This is a genomic window from Streptomyces sp. LUP47B, assembly GCF_001746295.1.
Classification (GTDB): Bacteria; Actinomycetota; Actinomycetes; order Streptomycetales; family Streptomycetaceae; genus Streptomyces.
Genome location: NZ_MJAH01000015.1, coordinates 1 through 21,677 on the forward strand (window position 1 = coordinate 1; position 21,677 = coordinate 21,677).

The 21,677-nt window shown below is 71.0% G+C and carries 20 protein-coding genes; 14 read left to right on the forward strand and 6 right to left on the reverse strand.

The window, feature by feature from the left end; translation table 11 throughout:
* Positions 1-1,062 (forward strand): 2-oxoglutarate dehydrogenase, E2 component, dihydrolipoamide succinyltransferase (sucB, locus tag BFN33_RS35475; protein WP_069764309.1); only part of this gene is annotated, 1,062 nt, incomplete at its 5' end.
* 59 nt (positions 1,063-1,121) lie between these two features.
* Here the strand turns inward: sucB and BFN33_RS35480 are convergent.
* Positions 1,122-1,784, reverse strand: a complete 663-nt coding sequence (locus BFN33_RS35480; RefSeq protein WP_069764310.1) for a hypothetical protein — start codon at positions 1,782-1,784, stop codon at positions 1,122-1,124.
* A 212-nt stretch (positions 1,785-1,996) separates the two neighbouring features.
* On the opposite strand from BFN33_RS35480, the gene BFN33_RS35485 reads away from it, so the two are divergent.
* From BFN33_RS35485 to BFN33_RS35500, 4 genes are all read left to right on the forward strand, one after another.
* Complete coding sequence (locus BFN33_RS35485; RefSeq protein WP_020115869.1) at positions 1,997-2,620, forward strand: GntR family transcriptional regulator; 624 nt, start codon at positions 1,997-1,999, stop codon at positions 2,618-2,620.
* A 261-nt stretch (positions 2,621-2,881) separates the two neighbouring features.
* Entirely contained in the window at positions 2,882-5,584 is a 2,703-nt protein-coding gene (gene aceE / locus BFN33_RS35490; RefSeq protein WP_069764311.1) for a pyruvate dehydrogenase (acetyl-transferring), homodimeric type, read from the forward strand.
* Between the two features lie 75 nt (positions 5,585-5,659).
* Positions 5,660-6,658, forward strand: a complete 999-nt coding sequence (locus tag BFN33_RS35495; protein ID WP_069764312.1) for a YafY family protein — start codon at positions 5,660-5,662, stop codon at positions 6,656-6,658.
* Between the two features lie 56 nt (positions 6,659-6,714).
* On the forward strand, positions 6,715-7,233 hold the full coding sequence (locus tag BFN33_RS35500; protein WP_069764313.1) for a DUF4240 domain-containing protein: 519 nt from the start codon (positions 6,715-6,717) through the stop codon (positions 7,231-7,233).
* 25 nt (positions 7,234-7,258) lie between these two features.
* Here BFN33_RS35500 and BFN33_RS35505 read toward each other — a convergent pair whose 3' ends face one another.
* Entirely contained in the window at positions 7,259-7,504 is a 246-nt protein-coding gene (locus tag BFN33_RS35505) for a hypothetical protein (RefSeq protein WP_069764314.1), read from the reverse strand.
* A gap of 159 nt (positions 7,505-7,663) precedes the next feature.
* On the opposite strand from BFN33_RS35505, the gene BFN33_RS35510 reads away from it, so the two are divergent.
* Positions 7,664-8,791 (forward strand): peptidoglycan bridge formation glycyltransferase FemA/FemB family protein, encoded by a 1,128-nt coding sequence (locus BFN33_RS35510; protein WP_069764315.1) that lies wholly within the window; start codon positions 7,664-7,666, stop codon positions 8,789-8,791.
* 31 nt (positions 8,792-8,822) lie between these two features.
* On the opposite strand, the gene BFN33_RS35515 is transcribed toward BFN33_RS35510, so the two are convergent.
* Positions 8,823-9,488, reverse strand: a complete 666-nt coding sequence (locus BFN33_RS35515) for a peptidoglycan recognition protein (RefSeq protein WP_370743348.1) — start codon at positions 9,486-9,488, stop codon at positions 8,823-8,825.
* A gap of 680 nt (positions 9,489-10,168) precedes the next feature.
* Between BFN33_RS35515 and BFN33_RS35520 the strand changes: the two genes are divergently transcribed.
* Entirely contained in the window at positions 10,169-11,353 is a 1,185-nt protein-coding gene (locus BFN33_RS35520; protein ID WP_069764317.1) for a MarP family serine protease, read from the forward strand.
* A gap of 181 nt (positions 11,354-11,534) precedes the next feature.
* On the opposite strand, the gene BFN33_RS35525 is transcribed toward BFN33_RS35520, so the two are convergent.
* Positions 11,535-12,023 carry a GNAT family N-acetyltransferase gene (locus tag BFN33_RS35525; protein ID WP_069764318.1) on the reverse strand — a complete coding sequence of 163 codons (489 nt, stop codon included), beginning with the start codon at positions 12,021-12,023 and terminating at the stop codon, positions 11,535-11,537.
* Positions 12,024-12,094: 71 nt separating this feature from the next.
* Here BFN33_RS35525 and BFN33_RS35530 point away from each other — a divergent pair, with 71 nt between their 5' ends.
* Positions 12,095-12,988, forward strand: coding sequence for a TIGR01777 family oxidoreductase (locus BFN33_RS35530; RefSeq protein WP_176742537.1), 894 nt, complete (start codon positions 12,095-12,097; stop codon positions 12,986-12,988).
* 171 nt (positions 12,989-13,159) lie between these two features.
* Positions 13,160-14,593 carry an NAD(P)/FAD-dependent oxidoreductase gene (locus BFN33_RS35535; RefSeq protein ID WP_069764320.1) on the forward strand — a complete coding sequence of 478 codons (1,434 nt, stop codon included), beginning with the start codon at positions 13,160-13,162 and terminating at the stop codon, positions 14,591-14,593.
* A 122-nt stretch (positions 14,594-14,715) separates the two neighbouring features.
* Here the strand turns inward: BFN33_RS35535 and BFN33_RS35540 are convergent, their stop codons facing one another.
* Positions 14,716-16,149 (reverse strand): regulator, encoded by a 1,434-nt coding sequence (locus tag BFN33_RS35540; RefSeq protein ID WP_069764321.1) that lies wholly within the window; start codon positions 16,147-16,149, stop codon positions 14,716-14,718.
* Positions 16,150-16,392: 243 nt separating this feature from the next.
* Here BFN33_RS35540 and lipB point away from each other — a divergent pair, with 243 nt between their 5' ends.
* The 4 genes from lipB (at position 16,393) to BFN33_RS35560 (ending at position 19,490) form a co-directional block, all read left to right on the forward strand.
* Positions 16,393-17,193 (forward strand): lipoyl(octanoyl) transferase LipB, encoded by an 801-nt coding sequence (gene lipB, locus BFN33_RS35545; RefSeq protein ID WP_069764322.1) that lies wholly within the window; start codon positions 16,393-16,395, stop codon positions 17,191-17,193.
* Positions 17,194-17,266: 73 nt separating this feature from the next.
* Positions 17,267-18,232, forward strand: coding sequence for a lipoyl synthase (gene lipA / locus BFN33_RS35550; protein WP_069764323.1), 966 nt, complete (start codon positions 17,267-17,269; stop codon positions 18,230-18,232).
* 278 nt (positions 18,233-18,510) lie between these two features.
* Positions 18,511-18,723: a hypothetical protein gene (locus tag BFN33_RS35555; protein WP_062037662.1), complete on the forward strand. Its 213-nt coding sequence runs from the start codon at positions 18,511-18,513 to the stop codon at positions 18,721-18,723.
* A 65-nt stretch (positions 18,724-18,788) separates the two neighbouring features.
* The gene (locus tag BFN33_RS35560; protein WP_069764324.1) at positions 18,789-19,490 is read left to right on the forward strand and encodes a DUF4191 domain-containing protein; all 702 of its coding nucleotides are present in this window, start codon (positions 18,789-18,791) and stop codon (positions 19,488-19,490) included.
* 78 nt (positions 19,491-19,568) lie between these two features.
* On the opposite strand, the gene BFN33_RS35565 is transcribed toward BFN33_RS35560, so the two are convergent.
* Positions 19,569-20,039, reverse strand: coding sequence for an RDD family protein (locus tag BFN33_RS35565; RefSeq protein WP_069764325.1), 471 nt, complete (start codon positions 20,037-20,039; stop codon positions 19,569-19,571).
* Positions 20,040-20,239: 200 nt separating this feature from the next.
* On the opposite strand from BFN33_RS35565, the gene glnA reads away from it, so the two are divergent.
* Entirely contained in the window at positions 20,240-21,649 is a 1,410-nt protein-coding gene (glnA, locus tag BFN33_RS35570) for a type I glutamate--ammonia ligase (RefSeq protein ID WP_057611742.1), read from the forward strand.
* Positions 21,650-21,677: the final 28 nt, after the last annotated feature.

Genomic DNA, 21,677 nt, shown 5'->3' on the forward strand with positions numbered 1-21,677 from the left:
GCCCCGCAGGCGCCCTCGGCTCCGGCCCCGCAGCAGCAGACGGCTCCGGCTCCCGACCCGGCGCCCGCCGCTCCGGCTCCCGCCCCCGTCACCCCGGCCCCGGCTCCCGCCGCGACCTCCGGTGACGACGGCGCCTACGTGACCCCGCTGGTGCGCAAGCTCGCCGCCGAGAACGGCGTCGACCTGGCAACCGTCAAGGGTACCGGCGTCGGCGGCCGGGTCCGCAAGCAGGACGTCATCGCCGCCGCCGAGGCCGCGAAGGCCGCTGCTGCCGCTCCGGCTCCCGCCGCTGCCGCCGCTCCGGCCGCCGCCAAGAAGGCGCCGACGCTGGAGGCCTCTCCCCTCCGTGGCCAGACCGTCAAGATGCCCCGCATCCGCAAGGTCATCGGCGACAACATGGTCAAGGCGCTGCACGAGCAGGCGCAGCTGTCCTCGGTCGTCGAGGTCGACGTCACCCGCCTGATGAAGCTGCGCGCCCGGGCCAAGGACGCGTTCGCGGCCCGCGAGGGCGTCAAGCTCTCCCCGATGCCGTTCTTCGTCAAGGCCGCGGCCCAGGCGCTGAAGGCGCACGCTCCCGTCAACGCGCGGATCAACGTGGACGAGGGCACGATCACCTACTTCGACACCGAGAACATCGGTATCGCGGTGGACTCGGAGAAGGGCCTGATGACCCCGGTCATCAAGCACGCCGGTGACCTCAACATCGCCGGTATCGCCAAGGCCACGGCCGACCTGGCGGGCAAGGTCCGCGCCAACAAGATCACGCCCGACGAGCTGTCCGGCGCGACCTTCACCATCTCCAACACCGGTTCGCGCGGTGCGCTCTTCGACACGATCATCGTGCCGCCGGGCCAGGTCGCGATCCTCGGTATCGGTGCCACGGTCAAGCGTCCGGCGGTCATCGAGACCGAGGAGGGCACGGTCATCGGCATCCGCGACATGACCTACCTGACCCTCTCCTACGACCACCGTCTGGTGGACGGCGCCGACGCGGCCCGTTACCTGACCGCGGTCAAGGCGATCCTTGAGGCGGGCGAGTTCGAGGTCGAGCTCGGTCTGTAAGCCTCAGCAGTGCCTGTACGGTGCCCCGTCCGGAGCTCTCCGGACGGGGCACCGTCGTCTCACCGGGGCGTCAGCGTCCGGTCCGACCAGCCCCACAGCTCCTCCACCCACACGTTGGGGACGGAGAGCTCGGGCGCGGGTGGGAGGTGCCTCGTGCGGTACGCCTTCAGGACGTCGTAGGTGGCGTCCAGGCAGTCGCGCGAGGTGAGCTTCCCGGTCCTCGGGTCGACCCCGACGAGGAAGCCGCGGGCTTCGACCCTGCGGATCATGGCGCGGGCGTTGTTGACGTCGTGGGACGAGGACCTGGTGCAGCGGTAGCGGCTGTAGGGGTGTTCGGAGGTGCCCGGGTAGTAGGCGTCGGTGGACATGTCGCTGAGCATGCGGTCGTACGAACCCTCCGCGTGCCAGGCCCCGATGTCCCCGCTCGGCGGGGTGTACAGCTTCGCGCTCGGGTTCTCGACGGCGCCGTAGACCCAGCGTCCGGTGCCCGGGACCTTGAAGCCCCAGCCGACGTGCCCGAACTTCTGCGCCCCGTCGGGCTTGACGAAGACGCAGGCGGCGCCGGTGCCGCGGGTGGCACCGGCCAGGTGGGCGATGGCCTCGGTACTGCTCGGTGTCACGTCGGCCGTCGCCCGTGTGACCGACTGGCCGCAGCCCGTCACGGCGACGACCGCCCCGATCACGGCCGCGAACGCCAGCCCGCGCTGTCCCCCGATGTTCATGCGCCCCCCTGTGGTGCGAAGGGGCGCCCCGCGCGGGAACCCCTGACCAACGCGACACTTCTCGCAGCCGTGGGGTTCCGTGCCTTGACAGAAGTCGTGCGGCTGGGAGCGTGTAAGCCTCGTCTCACCTGCATGAAAGCGCCCCCGTGCGCCCCTCCCGGACGGGCACTCGGCCTTATTGTCTAAACGTCAAACGCCCTTAAGGAGCTCTCATGACCGCGCCCGTCGTCCACTCGCTGCGCGAACAGATCCGCGAGCACATCGTGGAGGGGATCGTCAGCGGGCGCTGGCAGCCGGGCGAGCGGATCGTGGAGCGCCGTATCGCGACCGAGCTGGAGGTCAGCCAGACGCCGGTGCGGGAGGCGCTGCGCGAGCTGGAGTCGCTGCGGCTGATCGAGTCGGCGCCGAACAAGGGCGTACGGGTGCGGAATCTGACGGCGGCCGACCTGGAGGAGAGCTACCCCGTGCGGGCCGGTCTGGAGGCCATCGCGGCGGAGCTGGCGGCGGAGCGGCTGGCGCAGGACTGCTCGGCGCTGGAACCGCATGTCGCCGCACTCTACGAGGCCGACCGCGACTCGGACGGCACGGGGCAGGTGCGGCACACGGTGGGTTTCCACCGCGAGCTGGTGCGGGCGGCCGGCAACTCGGTGCTGCTGCACACCTGGGAGGGCCTGGGCATCGAGGTCTTCACCGCCCTGTCGATCCGCTGGCTTGGGACGGTCCAGCAGTCGTACGCGGAGGAGCACGAGGAGCTGGTGGCGGCGTTCAAGCGCCGGGACCCGCGGATCCCGGAGATCGTGAAGGCGCACGTCCTGGGCTGCGCGCCACGGGCCTGAGGCAGTCGAGCACACCCGCGCTCACCTGCGAAAACCCTTCAAAATCAAGGCACCCGGTGTCTCCGTCCGAGGCACCCCGTGCCTACTTTCTCGTCATCGAGAAGTTTTGCCTCTCAACCCTTTGATCGATCATCGATCAGCGAGTTACAGTCGTCGCAGGGCCCTTACCGGGGCCCTCCGCCCTGTCCTGCCAAAGACAAAGGGCACCCCCGAAACCCTGCCTGATTGAGGGAACCCCCTTCGACTGAGGAAGGCGGCGACATGACCGACCCCATCGCCATCCAGCCGAGCGAGCTCGACCAGCTCCCCGACCGGGACCCCGAGGAGACCGCCGAATGGCAGGCCTCCCTGGACGCGGTCGCCAAGGCGGCCGGCCCGCACCGAGCCGCGTACCTGATGCGCCGCACGCTGGAGAGGGCGGAGGGCAACGGCATCGCGCTGCCGAAGCTCCTCGAGACCGACTACGTCAACACCATCCCCACCGCCGCCGAGCCGTCCGCGCCCGGTGACGAGGAGATGGAGCGGAAGATCACCGCGTGGAACCGCTGGAACGCGGCCGCGATGGTCACCCGCGGCTCCAAGTACGGCGTCGGCGGCCACATCGCCACCTTCGCCTCCGCGGCCTGGCTCTACGAGACCGGCTTCAACCACTTCTTCAAGGGCAAGGAGGCCGACGGGTCCGGCGACCAGCTCTACATCCAGGGCCACGCCTCCCCCGGCATCTACGCCCGCGCCTTCCTCGACGGTCGGCTGGACGAGCAGCAGCTCGACAACTTCCGCCGCGAGTCGGGCGGCAACGGCCTCCCGTCGTACCCGCACCCCCGCCGGCTGCCCTGGCTGTGGGAGTTCCCGACGGTGTCGATGGGCCTCGGCCCGCTCTCCGCGATCTACCAGGCGCGCTTCAACCGCTACCTGACGGCCCGCGGCATCAAGGACGTCTCGGAATCCCACGTCTGGGCCTTCCTCGGCGACGGCGAGATGGACGAGCCGGAGTCCACGGCGGCACTCGCGCTCGCAAGCCGCGAGGGACTCGACAACCTCACCTTCGTCATCAACTGCAACCTGCAGCGCCTCGACGGCCCGGTCCGCGCGAACTTCAAGATCGTGCAGGAGCTGGAGGCCCAGTTCCGCGGCGCCGGCTGGAACGTCATCAAGTCGCTGTGGGGCAACGCCTGGGACGAGCTGTTCCGGCTCGACACCACGGGCGCGCTCGTACGACGGCTCCGCGAGGTACCCGACGCGCAGGTGCAGACGTACCAGACGCGCGACGCCGCCTACATCCGCCAGGACTTCTTCGGCAAGGACCCGGCCCTCGTCGAGATGGCGAAGCTGCTGTCCGACGACAAGATCCTCGAGTGTTTCCACTTCTCCCGCGGTGGCCACGAGGCGCGCAAGGTGTACGCCGCCTACAAGGCCGCCGTCGAGTTCAAGGGCGCGCCGACGGTCATCCTGGCCCAGACGGTCAAGGGCCACACCCTCGGCGAGGGCTTCGCGTCGAAGAACGCCAACCACCAGATGAAGAAGCTGACGGTGGACGAGTTCAAGACCATGCGTGACCTGCTTGAACTGCCCATCAGGGACAGTGACTTCGTCGACGGCGTGGTCCCTTACGGCCACCCGGGCGCCGACTCCCCCGAGGTCCGCTACCTCCAGGAGCGCCGCGCGGCCCTCGGCGGTCCGGCCCCGGCCCGCCGTGTGCACCCGGTGGCCCCGCTGCCGGCCCCGGCGGACAAGGCGTTCGCGTCCTTCGACAAGGGCTCGGGTACGCAGAACGTCGCGACGACGATGGCCTTCGTACGGCTCATCAAGGACCTGGTCCGCGACAAGGAGACCGGCAAGCGCTGGGTGCCGATCGTCCCCGACGAGGCGCGCACCTTCGGTATGGAGTCGCTGTTCCCGTCGCTCGGGATCTACTCCCCCAAGGGCCAGACGTACGAGCCGGTCGACCGCGACCAGCTGATGTACTACAAGGAGGCCCAGAACGGCCAGATCCTCAACGAGGGGATCACCGAGGCCGGTTCGATGGCCGACTTCATCGCCGCGTCCACCGCGTACGCGACGCACGGCGAGGCGATGATCCCGTTCTACATCTTCTACTCGATGTTCGGCTGGCAGCGCACGGCCGACCAGATGTGGCAGCTCGGCGACCAGCTGGGCCGCGGCTTCCTGGTCGGTGCCACCGCAGGCCGTACCACGCTGACGGGCGAGGGCCTGCAGCACGCGGACGGCCACTCGCCGGTGATCGCGGCGACGAACCCGGCGGCGCTGTCGTACGACCCGGCGTTCGCCTACGAGGTCGCCACGATCGTGCGCGACGGCATCCGCCGTATGTACGGCGAGGCGGCGCCCGGCGAGGACCCGAACGTCTTCTACTACCTGACGGTCTACAACGAGCCGCTTCCGCAGCCCGCCAAGCCGTCCGTTCCCGGCATCGACGAGGGCATCGTCAAGGGCCTGTACCGCTTCAACACGGCGGAGTCCGCGGGCCTCTCCCCGGTCGCCAACGCCCCGCGCATCCAGCTGCTGGGCTCCGGCACGGCGATCCACTGGGTGCTGAAGGCGCAGCGGATGCTGGCCGAGGAGTGGGGTGTGGCGGCCGACGTGTGGTCCGCGACGTCCTGGACGGAACTGCGCCGTGACGCGTTGGAGGCCGACGCCGGTCTGCTGCGCGGCGAGGAGCGGGTCCCGTACGTCCGTCAGGCGCTGCACGGCGCCGAGGGCCCGGTCCTCGCGGTCTCCGACTACATGCGCCAGGTCCCGGACCAGATCGCGCAGTGGGTCGAGCAGGACTGGTCCTCGCTCGGCGCGGACGGCTTCGGCCTCTCCGACACCCGCGAGGGCGCCCGCCGCCACTTCGGCGTCGACGCGGAGTCCGTCGTGGTCGCGGCTCTGGCCCAGCTCGCCCGGCGCGGTGAGGTGAAGGCAACGGCCGTGAAGGAAGCGCGGGAGAAGTACGGGCTGTGAGAGCCCGAGCGTGATGAAGGGGTACGGCGGCCGCCGTACCCCTTCGCTGTCAGTGGCCCCCGGCATCATGGCCCCATGCGTGCTGCCCGGCTCATCAAAATGGTGCTGCTCCTCCAATCCCGTCCCTCCATGACCGCCGCCGAGCTGGCGCGGGAGCTGGAGGTGTCGGAGCGAACGGTCACGCGGGACGCGCAGGCGTTGTCGGAGGCCGGGGTTCCGGTGTACGCGGACCGGGGCAGGGCGGGCGGCTACCGCCTCATCGGCGGCTACCGCACCCGCCTCACCGGGCTGGCCCGCGGCGAGGCGGAGGCGCTGTTCCTGTCCGGCGTGCCGGGCGCGCTGCGCGAGATGGGGCTCGAGGACGCCGCCTCCGCCGCCCGGCTGAAGGTGTCCGCCGCGCTGCTCCCCTCCCTCAGCGACGCCTCCCGTACGGCCGCTCAGCGGTTCCATCTCGACGCGCCCAACTGGTTCACCGAGCCGAAGTCCCCCGAGCTGCTGCCCGCCGTCGCCGACGCCGTGTGGGACGACAGAAGGGTCACCGCGCGCTACCGCGGCCGGGAGCGCGCGGTGGAGCGGGAGCTGGAGCCGTACGGGCTCGTGCTCAAGGCGGGCGTCTGGTACCTGTGCGCGCGGATCCCGGGGAACGGCTCCTTCCGCATGTACCGCATCGACCGGTTCATCGCGGTGACGGCCGCCGAGGAACGCTTCGTGCGCGACGAGGAGTTCGACCTGCCCGCCTTCTGGGAGGAGCGCGCCGAACAGTTCGCGCGCTCGATCCTGCGGGCCGAGGTCGTCGTACGACTGTCCGGAGCAGGGGCGCGTGGACTGCCGTACGTTTTCGACCCCGCCGGTCCCGCCCGGGAGGCACTGGCGGCCGCCGGACCGCCGGACGACGACGGGTGGGTGACGGTGACCCTGCCGGTGGAGTCCGAGGAGGTCGCCCACGCGCAGCTCGCGTCGCTGGGGCCGGAGGCCGAGGTGCTGGCTCCGGAGAGCCTGCGGGCGCGGTTCGCGAGTGACGCCGTACGTCTGGTGGGGCTCTACGGCAGGGACACGACCCTGTTCGGGACATAACAATCCGCCGCACTCCACGTGCGCCCCACCCCTCCAGGCCCGATGCTGGACCCGTGATGGACGAGACGGAGTTCTGGGAGCTGGTGGACGCCACCCGCGAGGCCGCCGAGGGAGACCCCGAGGACCAGGCCGACCTGCTCGTGGACCGGCTCCTGGCGCTGGACCCGGAGATGGTCCTCGACTTCGCCCGTCACTTCGAGGCCCGCTTCAACCGTGCGTACACCTGGGACCTGTGGGGCGCCGCCTGGATCCTGCTGGACGGGGTGAGCGACGACGCCTTCGACTCCTTCCGGTGCTGGCTGATCGGCCAGGGGCGCGAGGTGTACGAGGGTGGCGTGCACGATCCCGACTCGCTCGCCGATCTGCTGGCCGACTTCGACGAGGAGATCGACGGCGACGGCGAGGAACTGGGCTACGCGGCCGACGAGGCCTACGAGCAGCTCACCGGTACCGTCGCTCCCGATCTGGGCATCCCGCCCGCGACCTCGGAGCCGCTCGGCGCGCCGGTCGACCTGGAGAGCGACCGGGTGCTGGCGGAGCGGTATCCCAAGCTGTGGGAGCGGTTCAGGGGCTGAGTCCCGGTCAGGCCACTGGCGCTGTTCAGGCCGCCGCCGTGGCCCTGCGCCGGGTCGTGTCCGCCGGGATGTACGCCTGTGTCCGATCGGCCTTCACCGCGTGGTGCATCGGGGCCGCGTTGGCCTGGTCGAGCGCGGACGCGGTGACGGCGGCCGGGCCGAGGATCACGGCCGCGACGGCGCAGAGGACCGCCCAGGGGCCGCGGGCGGTCCGGGTCCAGCCGCCGCCCTTCTCCGTGGTGTCCGTCTTATTCGTGTGACTGCTGTTCATTTCTTCCCCACCTCCAGTCAGTGCGTGTGCATGACGATAGGGCGGCTGTTTCGGAGTGGTCCTTGAGTCGCCTACGAGAAACCTGTGAGGGCTGGGCCTCTTGACCCCTGCCGTGACTCCCGGCTTACCGTGGCCGCCCCGAACAGGAGCACCCCGCCTATGACCAGCCCGTACGTGCGCGAGATCACGCGCGAGGAACATCTCGCCCACCTGCGGCTGCACCCCGACGCGAGCCATCTCCAGATCCCCGAGTGGGCCGACGTGAAGCCCGACTGGCTGGCGGAGAGCGTCGGCTGGTTCGAGGGCGAGGCGAGCGTCGCGACGGCACTGGTCCTGTACCGGCCGCTGCCCGGCACCCGGCGCTGTCTGGCCTATCTCCCCGACGGGCCCGCGATCGACTGGCGCGACCCGCGACCGGAGCGCCTGCTGGACCCCCTGGTCGCCCACCTGGAGAAGCGCGGGGCGTTCTCGGTGCGGATCGGCCCGCCCGTCGTCGTGCGCCACTGGGACGCCGAGACGGTGACGGCGGGCATCGCCGACCCCGACGTACGCCATGTGCGCGAGGTGCCCGCGGCCGGCGTCGACGGGTTCGCGCTGGACGCCGGGGAGCGGCTGCGCGGGCTGGGGTGGCGGCGGTGCGCGCAGGACGAGGACAGCGGGTTCGGGCTCGGGCAGCCGCGCTACGGCTGTCACATCCCGCTCGCGGGCCGCTCGGTGGACGAGCTGCGCGAAGCCCTCGCACCGCACTTCGAGCAGTCCCTGCGCACGGCCGAGTCGGCGGGTGTCCGGGTCTCCTGGGGGACGGCCGCCGATCTGCCCGACTTCTACCGCCTCTATGCCTCGACGGCCGCCCGCGACGGCTTCCGGGCCCGCCCGCCGGTGTACTTCCGGCGCATGTGGGAGGCCATGAACGCCGAGGACTCCGACCGGCTGCGGCTCTATCTCGCCGAGTACGACGGCGAGGTGCTCTCCGCCGCGCTGATGATCAACGTGGGTTCCCGCGTCTGGCACTCCTACGCCGCGTCCGGTCGCCGGGGGCGGGAAGTGCGGCCCAGCAGCGCGCTGTTGTGGCGGATGCTGTGCGATGCGCGGGCGGCCGGTGCCGAGACGTACGACCTGCGTTCCGTGAACCCCTCCCTCGGCGAGGACCGACTGCTGGGCCGGCTCCGCTTCAAGACGGGGGCGGGCGGCCGGGTCGTGGAGTACCTCGGCGAGTGGGAACGGCCGGTGGGGCTCCAGGGCAGGGTGCTGCAGCGGGCGTTGGGGGTGTATCTGGGGCGCAGATGACCCGGCGACGGGACTCTGGGATGTCGGCGGCTCAGGTACGACCCTGGAGGCGGGCGGCCCTCTGCCTGATCTCCGGCAGGCGTGCCCGGAGGGCGGCGCCGGGGCAGGTCGTCATGTAGCCGTCGCCGTGGCCGGCGAGGGCGGGCAGCTTCGCGGTGGTGCCGGCGGCGTAGCGGCTGAGGCTGTTGCTGGAGGTGAGACGGACGGTGGTGCGCGGGTCGATGCCGGTGAGGCCGAGTTTCCAGGCGGCCAGTGCGGCGATCGCGTCGGTCATCGCCCGCGGGACGGACACGCCCGCGGTGAAGGTGCCGATGGCGGCGATGCCCGCCGTGCGGTGGTTGAAGCCCTGGGTGTGGGCACCGGTGACGGGCCGGTCGACGCCGCCCGCACGGCCCTCGTAGATGGTGCCGCAGCGGTCGACGAGGAAGTTGTAGCCGATGTCGTCCCAGTCCCGGGCGCCGGTCTGGCCGGCGGCGATATAGCGGATGATGCGGGGTACGTCGGCGCAGTCGTAGTCGTTGGGCGAGTCGGTGTGGTGCACGAAGACCGCGATCACCTTGTCGTCGTAGTGCGGGGGCGGTGGGGTGCGGGCGGCGGAGTTCGCCTCACCGGTGCCGGCGGCCCACACCGACCGCGGCACGATGTGCGGCTTGGCAGCGTGGTGCGCCACGAGCCCGTGCCGGGCCGGTTCGGCCACCCGGGCGGGCCCGGCGTCGACCGAGCGCTCGACGCCGCTGACACACAGCACAAGCCCGAGAACGGCACCGAGCCCGGGAACACACCCGAGCAACACACGCAGGGCAGACGGGCGCACCCGTACCGCCCGAACACGGCCGGCGGGAAGACTGCGGGTCTCGGGCTTGGCGGGGGCCGCCGGGTCGGCGGGAACGGCGGGTCGGACGGGGACCGCCGGGTCGGCAGGAACGGTGGGTCGGACGGGGACCGCCGGGTCAGCGGGGGCCGCGGGCTGTGGCCGCTGCTGGGGAGGGGGTGCCTGCCGGTCCTGCGGTCCCTTCACGTCCGGCGGCGGCCGATGGGCCTGCGGCGATGAGCGGTGTTTGTGGGGGAGGCGGTTTTGGAGCGCGAGGCTTGCGTGGCGTATTCGGGCGGCGAGTCCTGTCCGGCTCGCCTCACGTATTCGGGGCGTCCGCCGCCGTCGCACACCCCGCGCTCTTCGGACACGCATGGTTCCACTCTCGGCCCGATCCGCTCCGTCCGCGATGTGGGCTGTGCCACCCGGTGGAACCATCGTCCTGGTCCGCGACGTTTTTGCAGGTGCACGCGCGCGTACCGCCGGGAACCGGCCACGCGTGCGCGTAGCTGATCACTGGACGCCTCGCCTGCGTACTGAAGGTTCCGAGAGAGAAGGGCGGCTCCGTGGACGTGCTCGACATCCTGCTGTTGCTGGTGATCGCCGCCTATGCGGCCTCCGGCTACCGGCGCGGCCTGGTGGCCGGCTGCGTCTCGCTCGCCGGATTCGTCGGCGGCGCGATCGTGGGCGTGTGGGTGCTGCCGTGGATGATGGACCTGGTGGCCCCGGGCAGCACGGCCGCGACGGTGACCGCGGTGCTGACCGTGCTGGTCCCGGCCGCGGTGGGGCACGAGCTGGCGGGCCGGCTGGCGCTCAGGCTGCGCCGGGAGCTGGACCAGGGGCCGCTGAGGGTCGCGGACGGGGTCGGCGGGGCCGCCGCCAACTCCGTGGCCGTGCTCATCGTGGCCTGGGTCGCCGCAAGCGTGCTCGGCGCCTCCTCGTCCCCGCTGGTCACCACCGCCATCCGGGACTCCGCCCTGCTCGGCGCCGTCCAGGACTCCATGCCGGAGACCACACCGAACTGGTTCTCCCGGGCCACCTCCGCGCTGACCGAGGCGGGCTTCCCGCAGGTCTTCAACCCGTTCGAGAACGAGTCGACGGCCGAGGTCGCCAAGCCCACCGGCGACAGCGTCACGGCCGCCGCCACCAACGCGGCCAAGCTCAGCACCGTCAAGATCGAGGGCGCCTCCGGCACCCAGGGCCGCGAGGGCAGCGGCTTCGTGTACGCCCCGCAGCACGTGATGACCAACGCCCACGTCGTGGCCGGCATCGACGAGCCGAGCGTCCGGGTCGGCGGGGTCGGGCAGCCGTACAGGGCACGGGTGGTGCTGTTCGATCCGAACAGGGACGTGGCCGTGCTGTACGTCCCGGATCTCCGGGCGCCGGTGCTGCGCTTCGACGACAGCGCCTCGCGGGGCGACTCCGCGGTGGTCGCGGGCTATCCGCAGGACGGTGACCTGAACCTCCAGGCGGCCACGGTGGCCAACCGGGTCAAGGCGACCGGCCAGAACATCTACAGCGACGCCACCGTCACCCGCGAGATCTACTCGATCCGCTCGACCGTCCGCCCCGGCAACTCCGGCGGCCCGCTGCTGACCACATCCGGCCAGGTCTACGGCGTGGTCTTCGCCCGCTCCACCTCCGACGACGAGACGGGCTATGTCCTGACGGTCGACGAGGTCGCGGGCGACGCCCGGCAGGCGGCGGACGCCACGTCGCCGGTGGACACGGGCGAGCTGGTCACGTCGTAGCGCGGCGGCCTCCCGGATGATGGGGCGACGGTCTCGCACGGCACCGGTCCCGCACCGGTTCCGCATGGCACCCCGGAGGCTCCCGTGCCGGTGTTCTTCCTGATCTCGCTGCTCGTGGCGGGGGTCGCGCTCTGCCTCGTGGTGCGCAGACGCCGTACGACCGCCGCGGCCGACCAGGTCCTCAGAGACGGCGCCCCATGAGCACGTCGTCGACGTACTCCCCCGCCAGCAGGAACTCCTCGGGCAGCACGCCCTCGACCGCGAAGCCCTCGGACTCGTAGAGCGCCCGCGCGGGCGTGTTGTGCCCGAGGACGCGCAGGGTGAGACGGCGGGCGCCCCGGCGCCGGGCCTCCTCGGTGATCGCGCGGATCAGGGCCCGGCCGACACCGCGGCCCCGGGCCCGGGCGCTGACGACGAAGCCCTGGATCTGGCGCACATGGGCGCTCGCCTCGAGCCCGGTCGGGAAACCCAGACGGATGTATCCCAGGATGCGGCGGTCGGCCTCGGCGACCAGACAGTCGTCGGGGAGGTGCCGCTCGTCGAAGAACGGCCGGTAGGGCGGCTGTTGCTCGGGCAGGACGTCGTGCAGGGGCGACCATTCGGCACGCTCCAGGCGGGCCAGTTCCTCTTCGTCGTCGGGGAGGGCGAGGCGTATGGACAGCTGGGACATGACCGTCACCCTACGGTGGGTGTACCGGAACCAGACATCGCCCTTACGCACCCACCAGGCAGGATGAAGTCATGCAACTTTCAAGAATCGCGGTGGCCGGAGCATCCGGACTGATCGGCTCGGCCCTGACGCGGTCCCTGACCGCGGACGGGCACGAAGTGGTGCGGCTGGTGCGCCGGGAGCCCCGGGACGACACCGAGGTCCGGTGGGACCCCGAGGCCGGGCGGGTCGACACGGCCGGGCTCGCCGGATGCGACGCCGTGGTCAACCTCGCCGGGGCGGGGGTCGGTTCGCGCCGCTGGACGGACGCGTACAAGAAGCGGATCCACGACAGCCGGGTCAACGGCACGACCGCCCTCGCCAAGGCCGTCGCCTCCCTGGACAAGCCGCCCCGGGTCTTCGTGAACGGCAGCGCCATGGGCTACTACGGCGAGACCGGCGACCGGGTCGTCGACGAGAACTCCCCCGCAGGACAGGGCTTCCTGCCCGAGCTGTGCGTGGAGTGGGAGGGAGCGGCCGCGCCCGCACAACAGGCCGGCGTACGGACCGCGTTCACCCGCACCGGGCTCGTGGTGGGCCGCGGGGGCGGGGCCTGGGGCAAGCTGTTCCCGCTGTTCCAGGCGGGGCTCGGCGGGCGGATGGGCGACGGGCGGCAGTACTGGTCGTTCATCGCGCTGCACGACGAGGTGGCCGCGATCCGCCATCTCCTGGAGACCGACGGGCTGTCCGGACCCTTCAACCTCACCGCCCCAGAGCCCCTGACGAACCGTGAGATCACCGAGGCCATGGGCCGCGTGCTGCACCGGCCGACCCTTTTCGCCGTCCCCGCGCCGGTACTGCGGTCAGTCCTCGGCGAGATGGCCGGTGATGTGCTGGGCAGCGCACGGGTGCGTCCGACGCGGCTGCTGGAGTCGGGGTTCACGTTCGCGTTCCCGGACATCGAGGGGGCGATCCGGGCGGCGTGAGGGTGCCGGTGGCCGTGTGTGACGACATGCGACCGGTGTGCGACCGTGCTCTGTCGATGCGCGACTGTTCCTGACCGTTCACCGCCCTACCCTCGACCCGAACTCGGGTATCCCCGGAGCCTGTTGGGGGCATGACGTCTCCACCGGCCGCGCAACCTCGAGGAGGGGCACGTGCTTGAGCCCGCGTACCAGGCGGACGTCGTGATCGTGGGAGCCGGGGTCGCCGGACTCTCCGCGGCGCATCGGCTGACCAGCCAAGGAGTGACCGTCGCGGTGTTGGAGGCCGCCCCGTGTGTGGGCGGCCGGATGTCGACCGAGAAGGTCGACGGCTTCCGGCTCGACCGGATCGGACAGCTGCTGTCCACGGCGTATCCCGAACTCCGGCTCGCACCCGGGCTCGACGGGCTGGTGCTGCGGCCCTTCGCGCCGGGCGTCCTGCTGCACGGCGACGGACGTCATCACCGGGTGGACGCTCCGGCGGGCGCCCGGAGCGCAAGGGGCGCACTGCATGCGGTGCGCGCCCTGGCGAGCGCCCCTCGGGGGATGCCGGGGCCGAGGTTGGTGGCCGCGTCCCGGCGGGCCGCGTCCCGCAGGGCCACGTTCCGGGTGCTGCCAGGTCAGGGGACCGCGTCCAGGGCCGCCCGCGCGACCGCGCCACTCGGCGGTGCCGTCGACCAGGCCCGGCTCGGTGCCGCGCTCACCCGGTACTCCACCGTGCCCGTCGAACGCCTCCTCGCCCGTCCCGAGTTGCCGGCCGGGCAGGCGCTCGCGGCCCGGGGGCTGCCCGCGCGCACGATCGACGGCTTCCTGCGTCCCCTGCTTGCCGCACTGCTGTGCGACCCCGCGCTGACGACGTCCAGCCGATGCGCCGACCTCGCGCTGCGGGCCTTCGCGGGTGGGCGGCTGTGTGTGCCCGAGGGTGGCGCGGAGACGCTTCCTGAGCTGCTCGCGCAGACGCTGCCGGCGGGAACCGTGCACACAGGGGTGCGGGTCACGTCCGTCGCGACGACGTCGGTGACCACGGCCGAGCACGGCGAGATCCGGTGCCGGGCGGTGCTGCTGGCGACGGACGCCCGGGCCGCGGCCGAGCTGCTGCCGGGGCTGCGGGTGCCGGACTTCCACCCGGTCACGGTCGTCCACCACACGACGGAGGAACCGCCCCGCACGGGTACCGCGCTGCTGCTCGACGCCGACCGGGGTGGCCCGGTGGCCCACACGGCGGTGATCAGCGAGGTCGACCCGAGCCGGGCCCCGTCCGGCCGGGCCCTGATCTCCTCGACGGTCCTGGGCACGCCCCCCGCGGACCTGGAGACGGCCGTACGCACCCATCTGGCCCGCCTGTACGGCATCCCCACGCACCGCTGGGAGACCCTCGCGGTCCACCACACCCCGGAGGCGGTCCCGGCCATGCCCGCCCCGCACGACCTGCGCCGCACGGTACGCCTGCTGGCCGGCCTGTACGTCTGCGGCGACCACCGCGACACCAGCACGGTCCAGGGCGCCCTGCACTCGGCCCACAGGGCGGCCACGGCAATCCTGAAGGACCTGGGCGCGTCGGGCTCCATGCATCGAGCAGACCCGACTCCTACGGCTCAAGCAGCGTAAGGGTCACCCGCGCCCCTTCAGGGGCGCGGGGCTGTATCCATATGCGGCTCCGCCGCGTGGGCGCGACAAGCCACAGCGGACCGGCACTCAGCACACAACGGTACGGAGTTACGGCGAGACCCCTACCCCAGTGCCGCGACCTTGTCCCGATAACTCCGAACCGGCGCCGCATCCTTGTACGGCTCCAACCGCCGCTCGAAGTCCCGCACATACTCCACCGCCCGCACCGACCGCATCTCCGCCGCCTGCCCGGCTGCCTCCGCGGCCAGCGAACAGGCCTGGTCCAACTCCCCCAGCCCCAGCCGCGCAGAGGCAAGCACCACCCGGCAGAACAACCGGCTCCGCGCATACGCCGGCGCACGCAACTGCAGGGACCGCTCGGCGTGTTGCGCCGCCGCCCGGAACTGCTGCAGATCCCGGTGGCAGTGCCCGAACTCGTCCGCCAGCTGCGCCTCGTCGAAGAACCGCGCCCAGTGCGGGACCTCGTCGCCGGGACGCGCCGCCTCCAGGGCCCGCTCCGCGCGGACCAGTGACGCCGTGCACGCCCGCACCTCGCCCAGCACCCCGTGTCCCCGCGCCTCGGCCGAGTGCAGCAGTGCCTGCACGACCGGCGGGGCCGTCGTACCGACGCCCTGCTGGGCCACCCGCGCGAGCTGGATCGCCTCCCGGCCGTGCCCCAGATACACGGCCTGCCGGCTCATCGTGACCAGCACATACGCCCCGTACGCCCGGTCCCCCGCCGACTGCGCGAGCCGCAGCGCCTGCACGAAGTACCGCTGCGCGAGCCCGTGCGCCGCGATGTCGTACGACGTCCAGCCCGCGAGCCGGGTCAGGTCCGCCGCCGCGGCGAACAGCCTGCGGCCGGTCGTCTCCCCGTAGGTGCCGCGCAGCATCGGCTCGCACTCGTGCTCCAGATAGCGCACCAGGGCCTGCCGGGCGTGGCCGCCGCCGTACTGGTCGTCGAGGGTGCGGAAGAGCTCGCCGACCGAGCCGAGCGCGGCGATGTCGCCCCCGGTGACCTTCTGACCGGGCGCGCGCTCGGCCTGGCCGCGCTGCCGTGGCACCACCGGGCGTCCCTGGGGAGGGATCCGGACCGGCTCGCCGCGGGCGACCCGGTCGTCGGGGCGGCCGATCAGCCAGTCACGGCTCGGCACGACCAGTCCGGCGGGGGTGAAGGCGATCTTGCGCAGTTCGGCGTGGCTGCCGGAGTCCTTGCGCCACAGCCCGCTGACGATGTCGACGGCCTCCTCGGGACCCGCGGCGAACTCCAGGCCGGCATAGACCGGCGCGCAGGCGTCGAGGCCCAGGTCCTGCGCCGAGAGCCGGCGGCCGAGACGCCGGGTGAAGACCTCCGCGATGAGGGCGGGCGTGGTGCCGCGGGGCTGTTGCCCGCGCAGCCACCGGGTCACGGACGTCTTGTCGTATCTGAGATCCAGCCCGTGTTCGAGACCGAGCTGGTCCACGCGTCGGGCGAGACCCGCGTTGGAGAACCCCGCTTCTGCGATGAGCGCGGCGAGCTGTCGGTTGGGAGTGCGCTGCGCGGGTCGTTCCGTCATCTGCGGTGCGGTCTCCTGCCTTTCGGGCCGTCACGTGGTCACGTGGTGCCCGGATTCCCTGTGAGCAGCCCCTATGGCCTGCGCGAACGGCGAATGTAGCGGAGAGTGAGCAGACGATCGCACGCTTCGACGTTCGTTCATCCGATCGTGTGAGGATTGCCCCCGGAGCTGACGCCCGCGGGCCGGACGTACAGTGGCGTGGGCACCGTTCGTGCCTTACGACCTTCTAGGGAGGCGCTTGCCGTGAGTGGGTTGCGGTTCGTCCGTATGGGCTTCGGTGCGGACGCGGTCGAGTACCAGGAGGCGTGGGACGAGCAGCGCCGGGTGCACGCGGCGCGGTTCGAGGACGAGATCCCCGACACGGTCCTGCTGCTCGAACACCCCCCTGTGTATACGGCGGGCCGGCGCACCGCGGACAGCGAGCGCCCCCTCGACGGCACCCCCGTCATCGACGTGGACCGCGGCGGCAAGATCACCTGGCACGGTCCGGGCCAGCTCGTGGGCTACCCGATCCAGAAGCTCCCGCGTCCGGTGGACGTGGTGGCGCACGTACGGCGCCTGGAAGAGGCCCTGATCCGCACGTGCGCGGAGTTCGGCCTGGAGACCAGCCGGGTCGAGGGCCGCAGTGGTGTATGGGTGCTGGGCGACCCGGTCGAGACGCGTCCGGCGATCGGCGGGCTGTCCCTGGACTTCGACCCCCGGCTCATGGACGAGGAGTTCGACCCGCGCATGAACGGCCCGGAGTACGCCCCGTCCAACGCCGGGCAGCGCCGCGAGGACCGCAAGATCGCGGCGATCGGCATCCGGGTCGCCAAGGGCGTGACCATGCACGGCTTCGCGCTGAACGTGAACCCGGACAACAAGTGGTTCGACCGGATCATCCCCTGCGGCATCCGTGACGCGGGGGTCGCCTCCCTCGCGGGCGAGCTCGGCCGGGACGTGACCATCGGCGAGGTCCTGCCGGTCGTCGAGCGGCATCTGAAGGACGTACTCGAGAACGCGGAACTGAAGCCGAGAGTGATCGAGAAGACACCGGCAGCCTGAACACCGCCTCGGGCTTTCAAATCCACGGGCGTACCCTTGAGCACGCCGAAGAATCAACGCTAGGGAGCCGGTCGTGTCCGCAATCGCACCCGACGGACGCAAGATGCTGCGCCTGGAGGTCCGCAACGCCCAGACCCCCATCGAGCGCAAGCCCGAGTGGATCAAGACCCGGGCGAAAATGGGTCCCGAGTACACCGCGATGCAGAAACTCGTGAAGAGCGAGGGCCTGCACACGGTCTGCCAGGAAGCCGGCTGCCCCAACATCTACGAGTGCTGGGAGGACCGCGAGGCGACCTTCCTCATCGGCGGCGACCAGTGCACCCGGCGTTGCGACTTCTGCCAGATCGACACCGGCAAGCCCGAGGCGCTGGACCGTGACGAGCCGCGCCGCGTCGGCGAGTCCGTGGTCACCATGGACCTGAACTACGCCACCATCACCGGCGTCGCGCGTGACGACCTGGAGGACGGCGGCGCGTGGCTGTACGCCGAGACCGTTCGGCAGATCCACGAGCAGACCGCGGGCCGTGAGGCCGGACGGACCAAGGTCGAGCTGCTGGCTCCCGACTTCAACGCCGTGCCGGAGCTGCTCCAGCAGGTCTTCGAGTCCCGCCCCGAGGTCTTCGCGCACAACGTCGAGACGGTCCCCCGGATCTTCAAGCGCATCCGCCCCGGCTTCCGCTACGAGCGCTCCCTGAAGGTCATCACCGAGGCCCGCGACTTCGGCCTGGTGACCAAGTCCAACCTGATCCTCGGCATGGGCGAGACCCGCGAGGAGGTCAGCGAGGCGCTCCAGCAGCTGCACGACGCCGGCTGCGAGCTCGTCACCATCACCCAGTACCTGCGTCCGTCCGTGCGCCACCACCCCGTGGAACGCTGGGTCAAGCCGCAGGAGTTCGTGGAGCTGAAGGACGAGGCCGAGCAGATCGGCTTCTCCGGTGTGATGTCCGGGCCGCTCGTCCGTTCCTCCTACCGGGCGGGCCGGCTCTACCAGATGGCCGTAGAGAAGCGTGGTTCTTACGTCGCTTCGCAGGCCGTCTGAGCACCGGCTGAGCACCTCCGGATGGCACGGAGTGCCACTCCAAACGTGTGAATCCAAGCACAAGCAACTACCGCTCGGTAGTGGCCGATTGACGCGGTCCCGGACATCCCCGCAGATAGGGGGGTCTTAGGGGCCGCGTCTGTGTTTTCGGGCGGCACATCAAGGCTTCATGGGCGTTTGACCGGTCGGTCACGCCCTGGTAACACCATTCAGTGACCCTGGCTGTACAGCCCGTGCACCAATCACCAGAGCCGCCACTCCCGAGGGGGACCCCCATCATGCAGGCCGCGCCGGTTCGCGCCACCGCCATCCCGTCGTTCACCGATGCACTCCGTGCCGTCGAGTCCGTGCTCATGAGCAGCGGTCAGCGGACCGCCCGCCGCAATGCCTGGACGTCGGTCCTGGAGGACCGCCGTCGCGCCAAGGACAGGGTCGAGGCGCAGCGTGTCCTGGAGCAGACGCTCACCGAGACGGTCATCGCCCGCTCCTGAACCGTCCCCTTCGACGGCGGACACTGCCGTCGTCGGCGCCCGCGGGGCCACGTAGACTTCGGGGCATGGCGAGAAGTGACAGTGCGGCGGATGCCGCGAACCCCGGGCGACTGAAGCAGATCGCCCTGACGTACAAGATGACCCGCAAGGCCGACAAGAAGATCGGCCTGGTACTCGCGGGTGTCTTCATCCTCATCCTCGGTGTCTTTCTCGCGATCGGTTTCCTGATCGGTCACCCGGTCTACCTCGGCATCCTGGGCCTCCTGCTCGCCTTCCTCGGGACGGCGATCATCTTCGGACGCCGGGCCGAGCGGGCCGCGTTCGGGCAGATGGAGGGGCAGCCTGGCGCCGCGGCGGCCGTGCTGGACAACATCGGCCGGGGCTGGACGACGACCCCCGCGGTGGCGATGAACCGCAGTCAGGACGTGGTGCACCGGGCCGTCGGCAAGGCCGGCATCGTCCTGGTCGCCGAGGGCAACCCGAACCGGGTCAAGAGCCTGCTGGCCGCCGAGAAGAAGAAGATGAACCGCATCGTCGCGGATGTGCCGGTGCACGACATCGTCGTGGGCACGGGTGAGGGCCAGGTCCCGCTCAAGAAGGTGCGGACCGCCATGCTCAAGCTGCCGCGCGTGCTGACCGGCCCCCAGGTGACCGCCACGAACGACCGCCTGCGGGCGTTGGGCGACCTGATGAGCAACATGCCGTTGCCGAAGGGCCCCATGCCCAAGGGCATGAAACTCCCGAAGGGTGGGCCCAAGGCCCGCTGAATCCTCTCCTACGACGATGGGGGCGCCCGGTGTGACACCGGGCGCCCCCATCGTCGTAACGGATGCGGATCGGCCTCGTCAGATACGTACTTCCACGGTCTTCGCCAGCCGGTCGTGCAGGCCCCTGCCGTCGCGGTCCCAGATCAGGGCCGGCAGGGCGAGGCAGAGCAGGACCGTGCGCAGGAGGGCGCGCGCCGGGTTCACGCGACCGGTGTCGAGGGCGATCACCCGCAGGCCGAAGAGGCGCTTGCCGGGGGTGAAGCCGATGGTGCCGACGGTGAGGACGCCCATCACGAAGAAGACGAGCAGCGACCAGTTCGAGGTCGACGGGCCGCCGTAGCTCTGAGTGATCAACTGGGATGCAATCAGGACGCTCATCGCCCAGTCCACGGCGAGTGCGCCCAGCCGCCGTCCGGGGCGGGCGATCGAGCCCGGCCCCTCCTCCGGCAAACCGAGCTGCTGTCCGCGGTATCCGAAGTCGACACCGGCATCCTCGGCGGCCGCGCGGGGCCCCGAGAGCCACGATCCGATTGCATCCCTCTTGTCCACGCGTCCACGGTACCGCCGGCGTTTCGGGATACGGACAGGTGGGGCGGGACCCACGATGTCCGGTTAACTTGTGCGAAACAAATGGGTCACGCCCGAGAAACCACCCGTCCCTAGGGTCGTGGACAGCGTGTGCCACCGCACTGGCCGCACGAACGAACTACCACCCCGGTCCAGGAACGGTCGGGAGTAGGAGGAGCTGGATGTTCCAGAACGCCGACGAGGCCAAGAAGTTCATCGCGGACGAGGACGTCAAGTTCGTCGACGTCCGCTTCTGCGACCTGCCGGGCGTCATGCAGCACTTCACGCTGCCCGTCGAGGCGTTCGACCCGGACGAGGAGCTCGCGTTCGACGGCTCGTCCATCCGTGGCTTCCAGGCCATCCACGAGTCCGACATGGCGCTGCGCGCGGACCTGTCGACCGCCCGGGTCGACTCCTTCCGCCGCGACAAGACGCTGAACATCAACTTCTTCATCCACGACCCGATCACCGGCGAGCAGTACAGCCGTGACCCGCGCAACGTGGCGAAGAAGGCCGAGGCGTACCTCGCGTCGACGGGCATCGCCGACACGGCCTACTTCGGCCCCGAGGCGGAGTTCTACGTCTTCGACAGCGTGCGCTTCGCCACCTCGTCGAACGAGTCCTTCTACCACATCGACTCCGAGGCGGGCGCCTGGAACACCGGTGCGCTGGAGGACAACCGCGGTTACAAGGTCCGCTACAAGGGCGGCTACTTCCCGGTTCCGCCGGTCGACCACTTCGCCGACCTGCGTGCCGAGATCTCCCTCGAGCTGGCCAAGTCCGGTCTCCAGGTCGAGCGCCAGCACCACGAGGTGGGCACCGCCGGCCAGGCCGAGATCAACTACAAGTTCAACACGCTGCTCGCCGCGGCCGACGACCTCCAGCTCTTCAAGTACATCGTGAAGAACGTCGCCTGGCGCAACGGCAAGACCGCGACCTTCATGCCGAAGCCGATCTTCGGTGACAACGGCTCGGGCATGCACGTCCACCAGTCGCTGTGGACCGGCGGCCAGCCGCTCTTCTACGACGAGGCCGGTTACGCGGGCCTGTCGGACACCGCCCGCTACTACATCGGCGGCATCCTCAAGCACGCCCCGTCGCTGCTGGCCTTCACCAACCCGACGGTGAACTCGTACCACCGTCTGGTGCCGGGCTTCGAGGCGCCGATCAACCTGGTGTACTCGCAGCGCAACCGCTCCGCGGCCATGCGTATCCCGATCACGGGCTCCAACCCGAAGGCCAAGCGCGTCGAGTTCCGTGCGCCCGACTCCTCCGGCAACCCGTACCTGGCCTTCTCGGCGCTGCTGCTCGCGGGCCTCGACGGCATCAAGAACAAGATCGAGCCGGCCGAGCCGATCGACAAGGACCTGTACGAGCTGGCTCCCGAGGAGCACGCGAACGTCGCCCAGGTCCCGACCTCCCTCCCGGCCGTCCTCGACCGCCTCGAGGCCGACCACGAGTTCCTCCTCCAGGGCGACGTCTTCACGCCGGACCTGATCGAGACGTGGATCGACTTCAAGCGGACGAACGAGATCGCCCCGCTCCAGCTGCGTCCGCACCCGCACGAGTTCGAGCTGTACTTCGACGTGTGACCGGCCCGTAGGCCAGTCCTACGGCGGC

Bases quoted from the DNA above. Each gene is read 5' to 3' on its own strand.
- BFN33_RS35560 (WP_069764324.1), top strand. From the start codon at position 18,789: ATGGCGAGAAGTGACAGTGCGGCGGATGCCGCGAACCCCGGGCGACTG.
- aceE (WP_069764311.1), top strand. From the start codon at position 2,882: ATGACCGACCCCATCGCCATCCAGCCGAGCGAGCTCGACCAGCTCCCC.
- BFN33_RS35480 (WP_069764310.1), bottom strand. From the start codon at position 1,784: ATGAACATCGGGGGACAGCGCGGGCTGGCGTTCGCGGCCGTGATCGGG.
- BFN33_RS35495 (WP_069764312.1), top strand. From the start codon at position 5,660: ATGCGTGCTGCCCGGCTCATCAAAATGGTGCTGCTCCTCCAATCCCGT.
- BFN33_RS35555 (WP_062037662.1), top strand. From the start codon at position 18,511: ATGCAGGCCGCGCCGGTTCGCGCCACCGCCATCCCGTCGTTCACCGAT.
- BFN33_RS35505 (WP_069764314.1), bottom strand. From the start codon at position 7,504: ATGAACAGCAGTCACACGAATAAGACGGACACCACGGAGAAGGGCGGC.
- BFN33_RS35540 (WP_069764321.1), bottom strand. From the start codon at position 16,149: ATGACGGAACGACCCGCGCAGCGCACTCCCAACCGACAGCTCGCCGCG.
- BFN33_RS35500 (WP_069764313.1), top strand. From the start codon at position 6,715: ATGGACGAGACGGAGTTCTGGGAGCTGGTGGACGCCACCCGCGAGGCC.
- BFN33_RS35485 (WP_020115869.1), top strand. From the start codon at position 1,997: ATGACCGCGCCCGTCGTCCACTCGCTGCGCGAACAGATCCGCGAGCAC.
- BFN33_RS35525 (WP_069764318.1), bottom strand. From the start codon at position 12,023: ATGTCCCAGCTGTCCATACGCCTCGCCCTCCCCGACGACGAAGAGGAA.
- BFN33_RS35510 (WP_069764315.1), top strand. From the start codon at position 7,664: ATGACCAGCCCGTACGTGCGCGAGATCACGCGCGAGGAACATCTCGCC.
- glnA (WP_057611742.1), top strand. From the start codon at position 20,240: ATGTTCCAGAACGCCGACGAGGCCAAGAAGTTCATCGCGGACGAGGAC.
- BFN33_RS35530 (WP_176742537.1), top strand. From the start codon at position 12,095: ATGCAACTTTCAAGAATCGCGGTGGCCGGAGCATCCGGACTGATCGGC.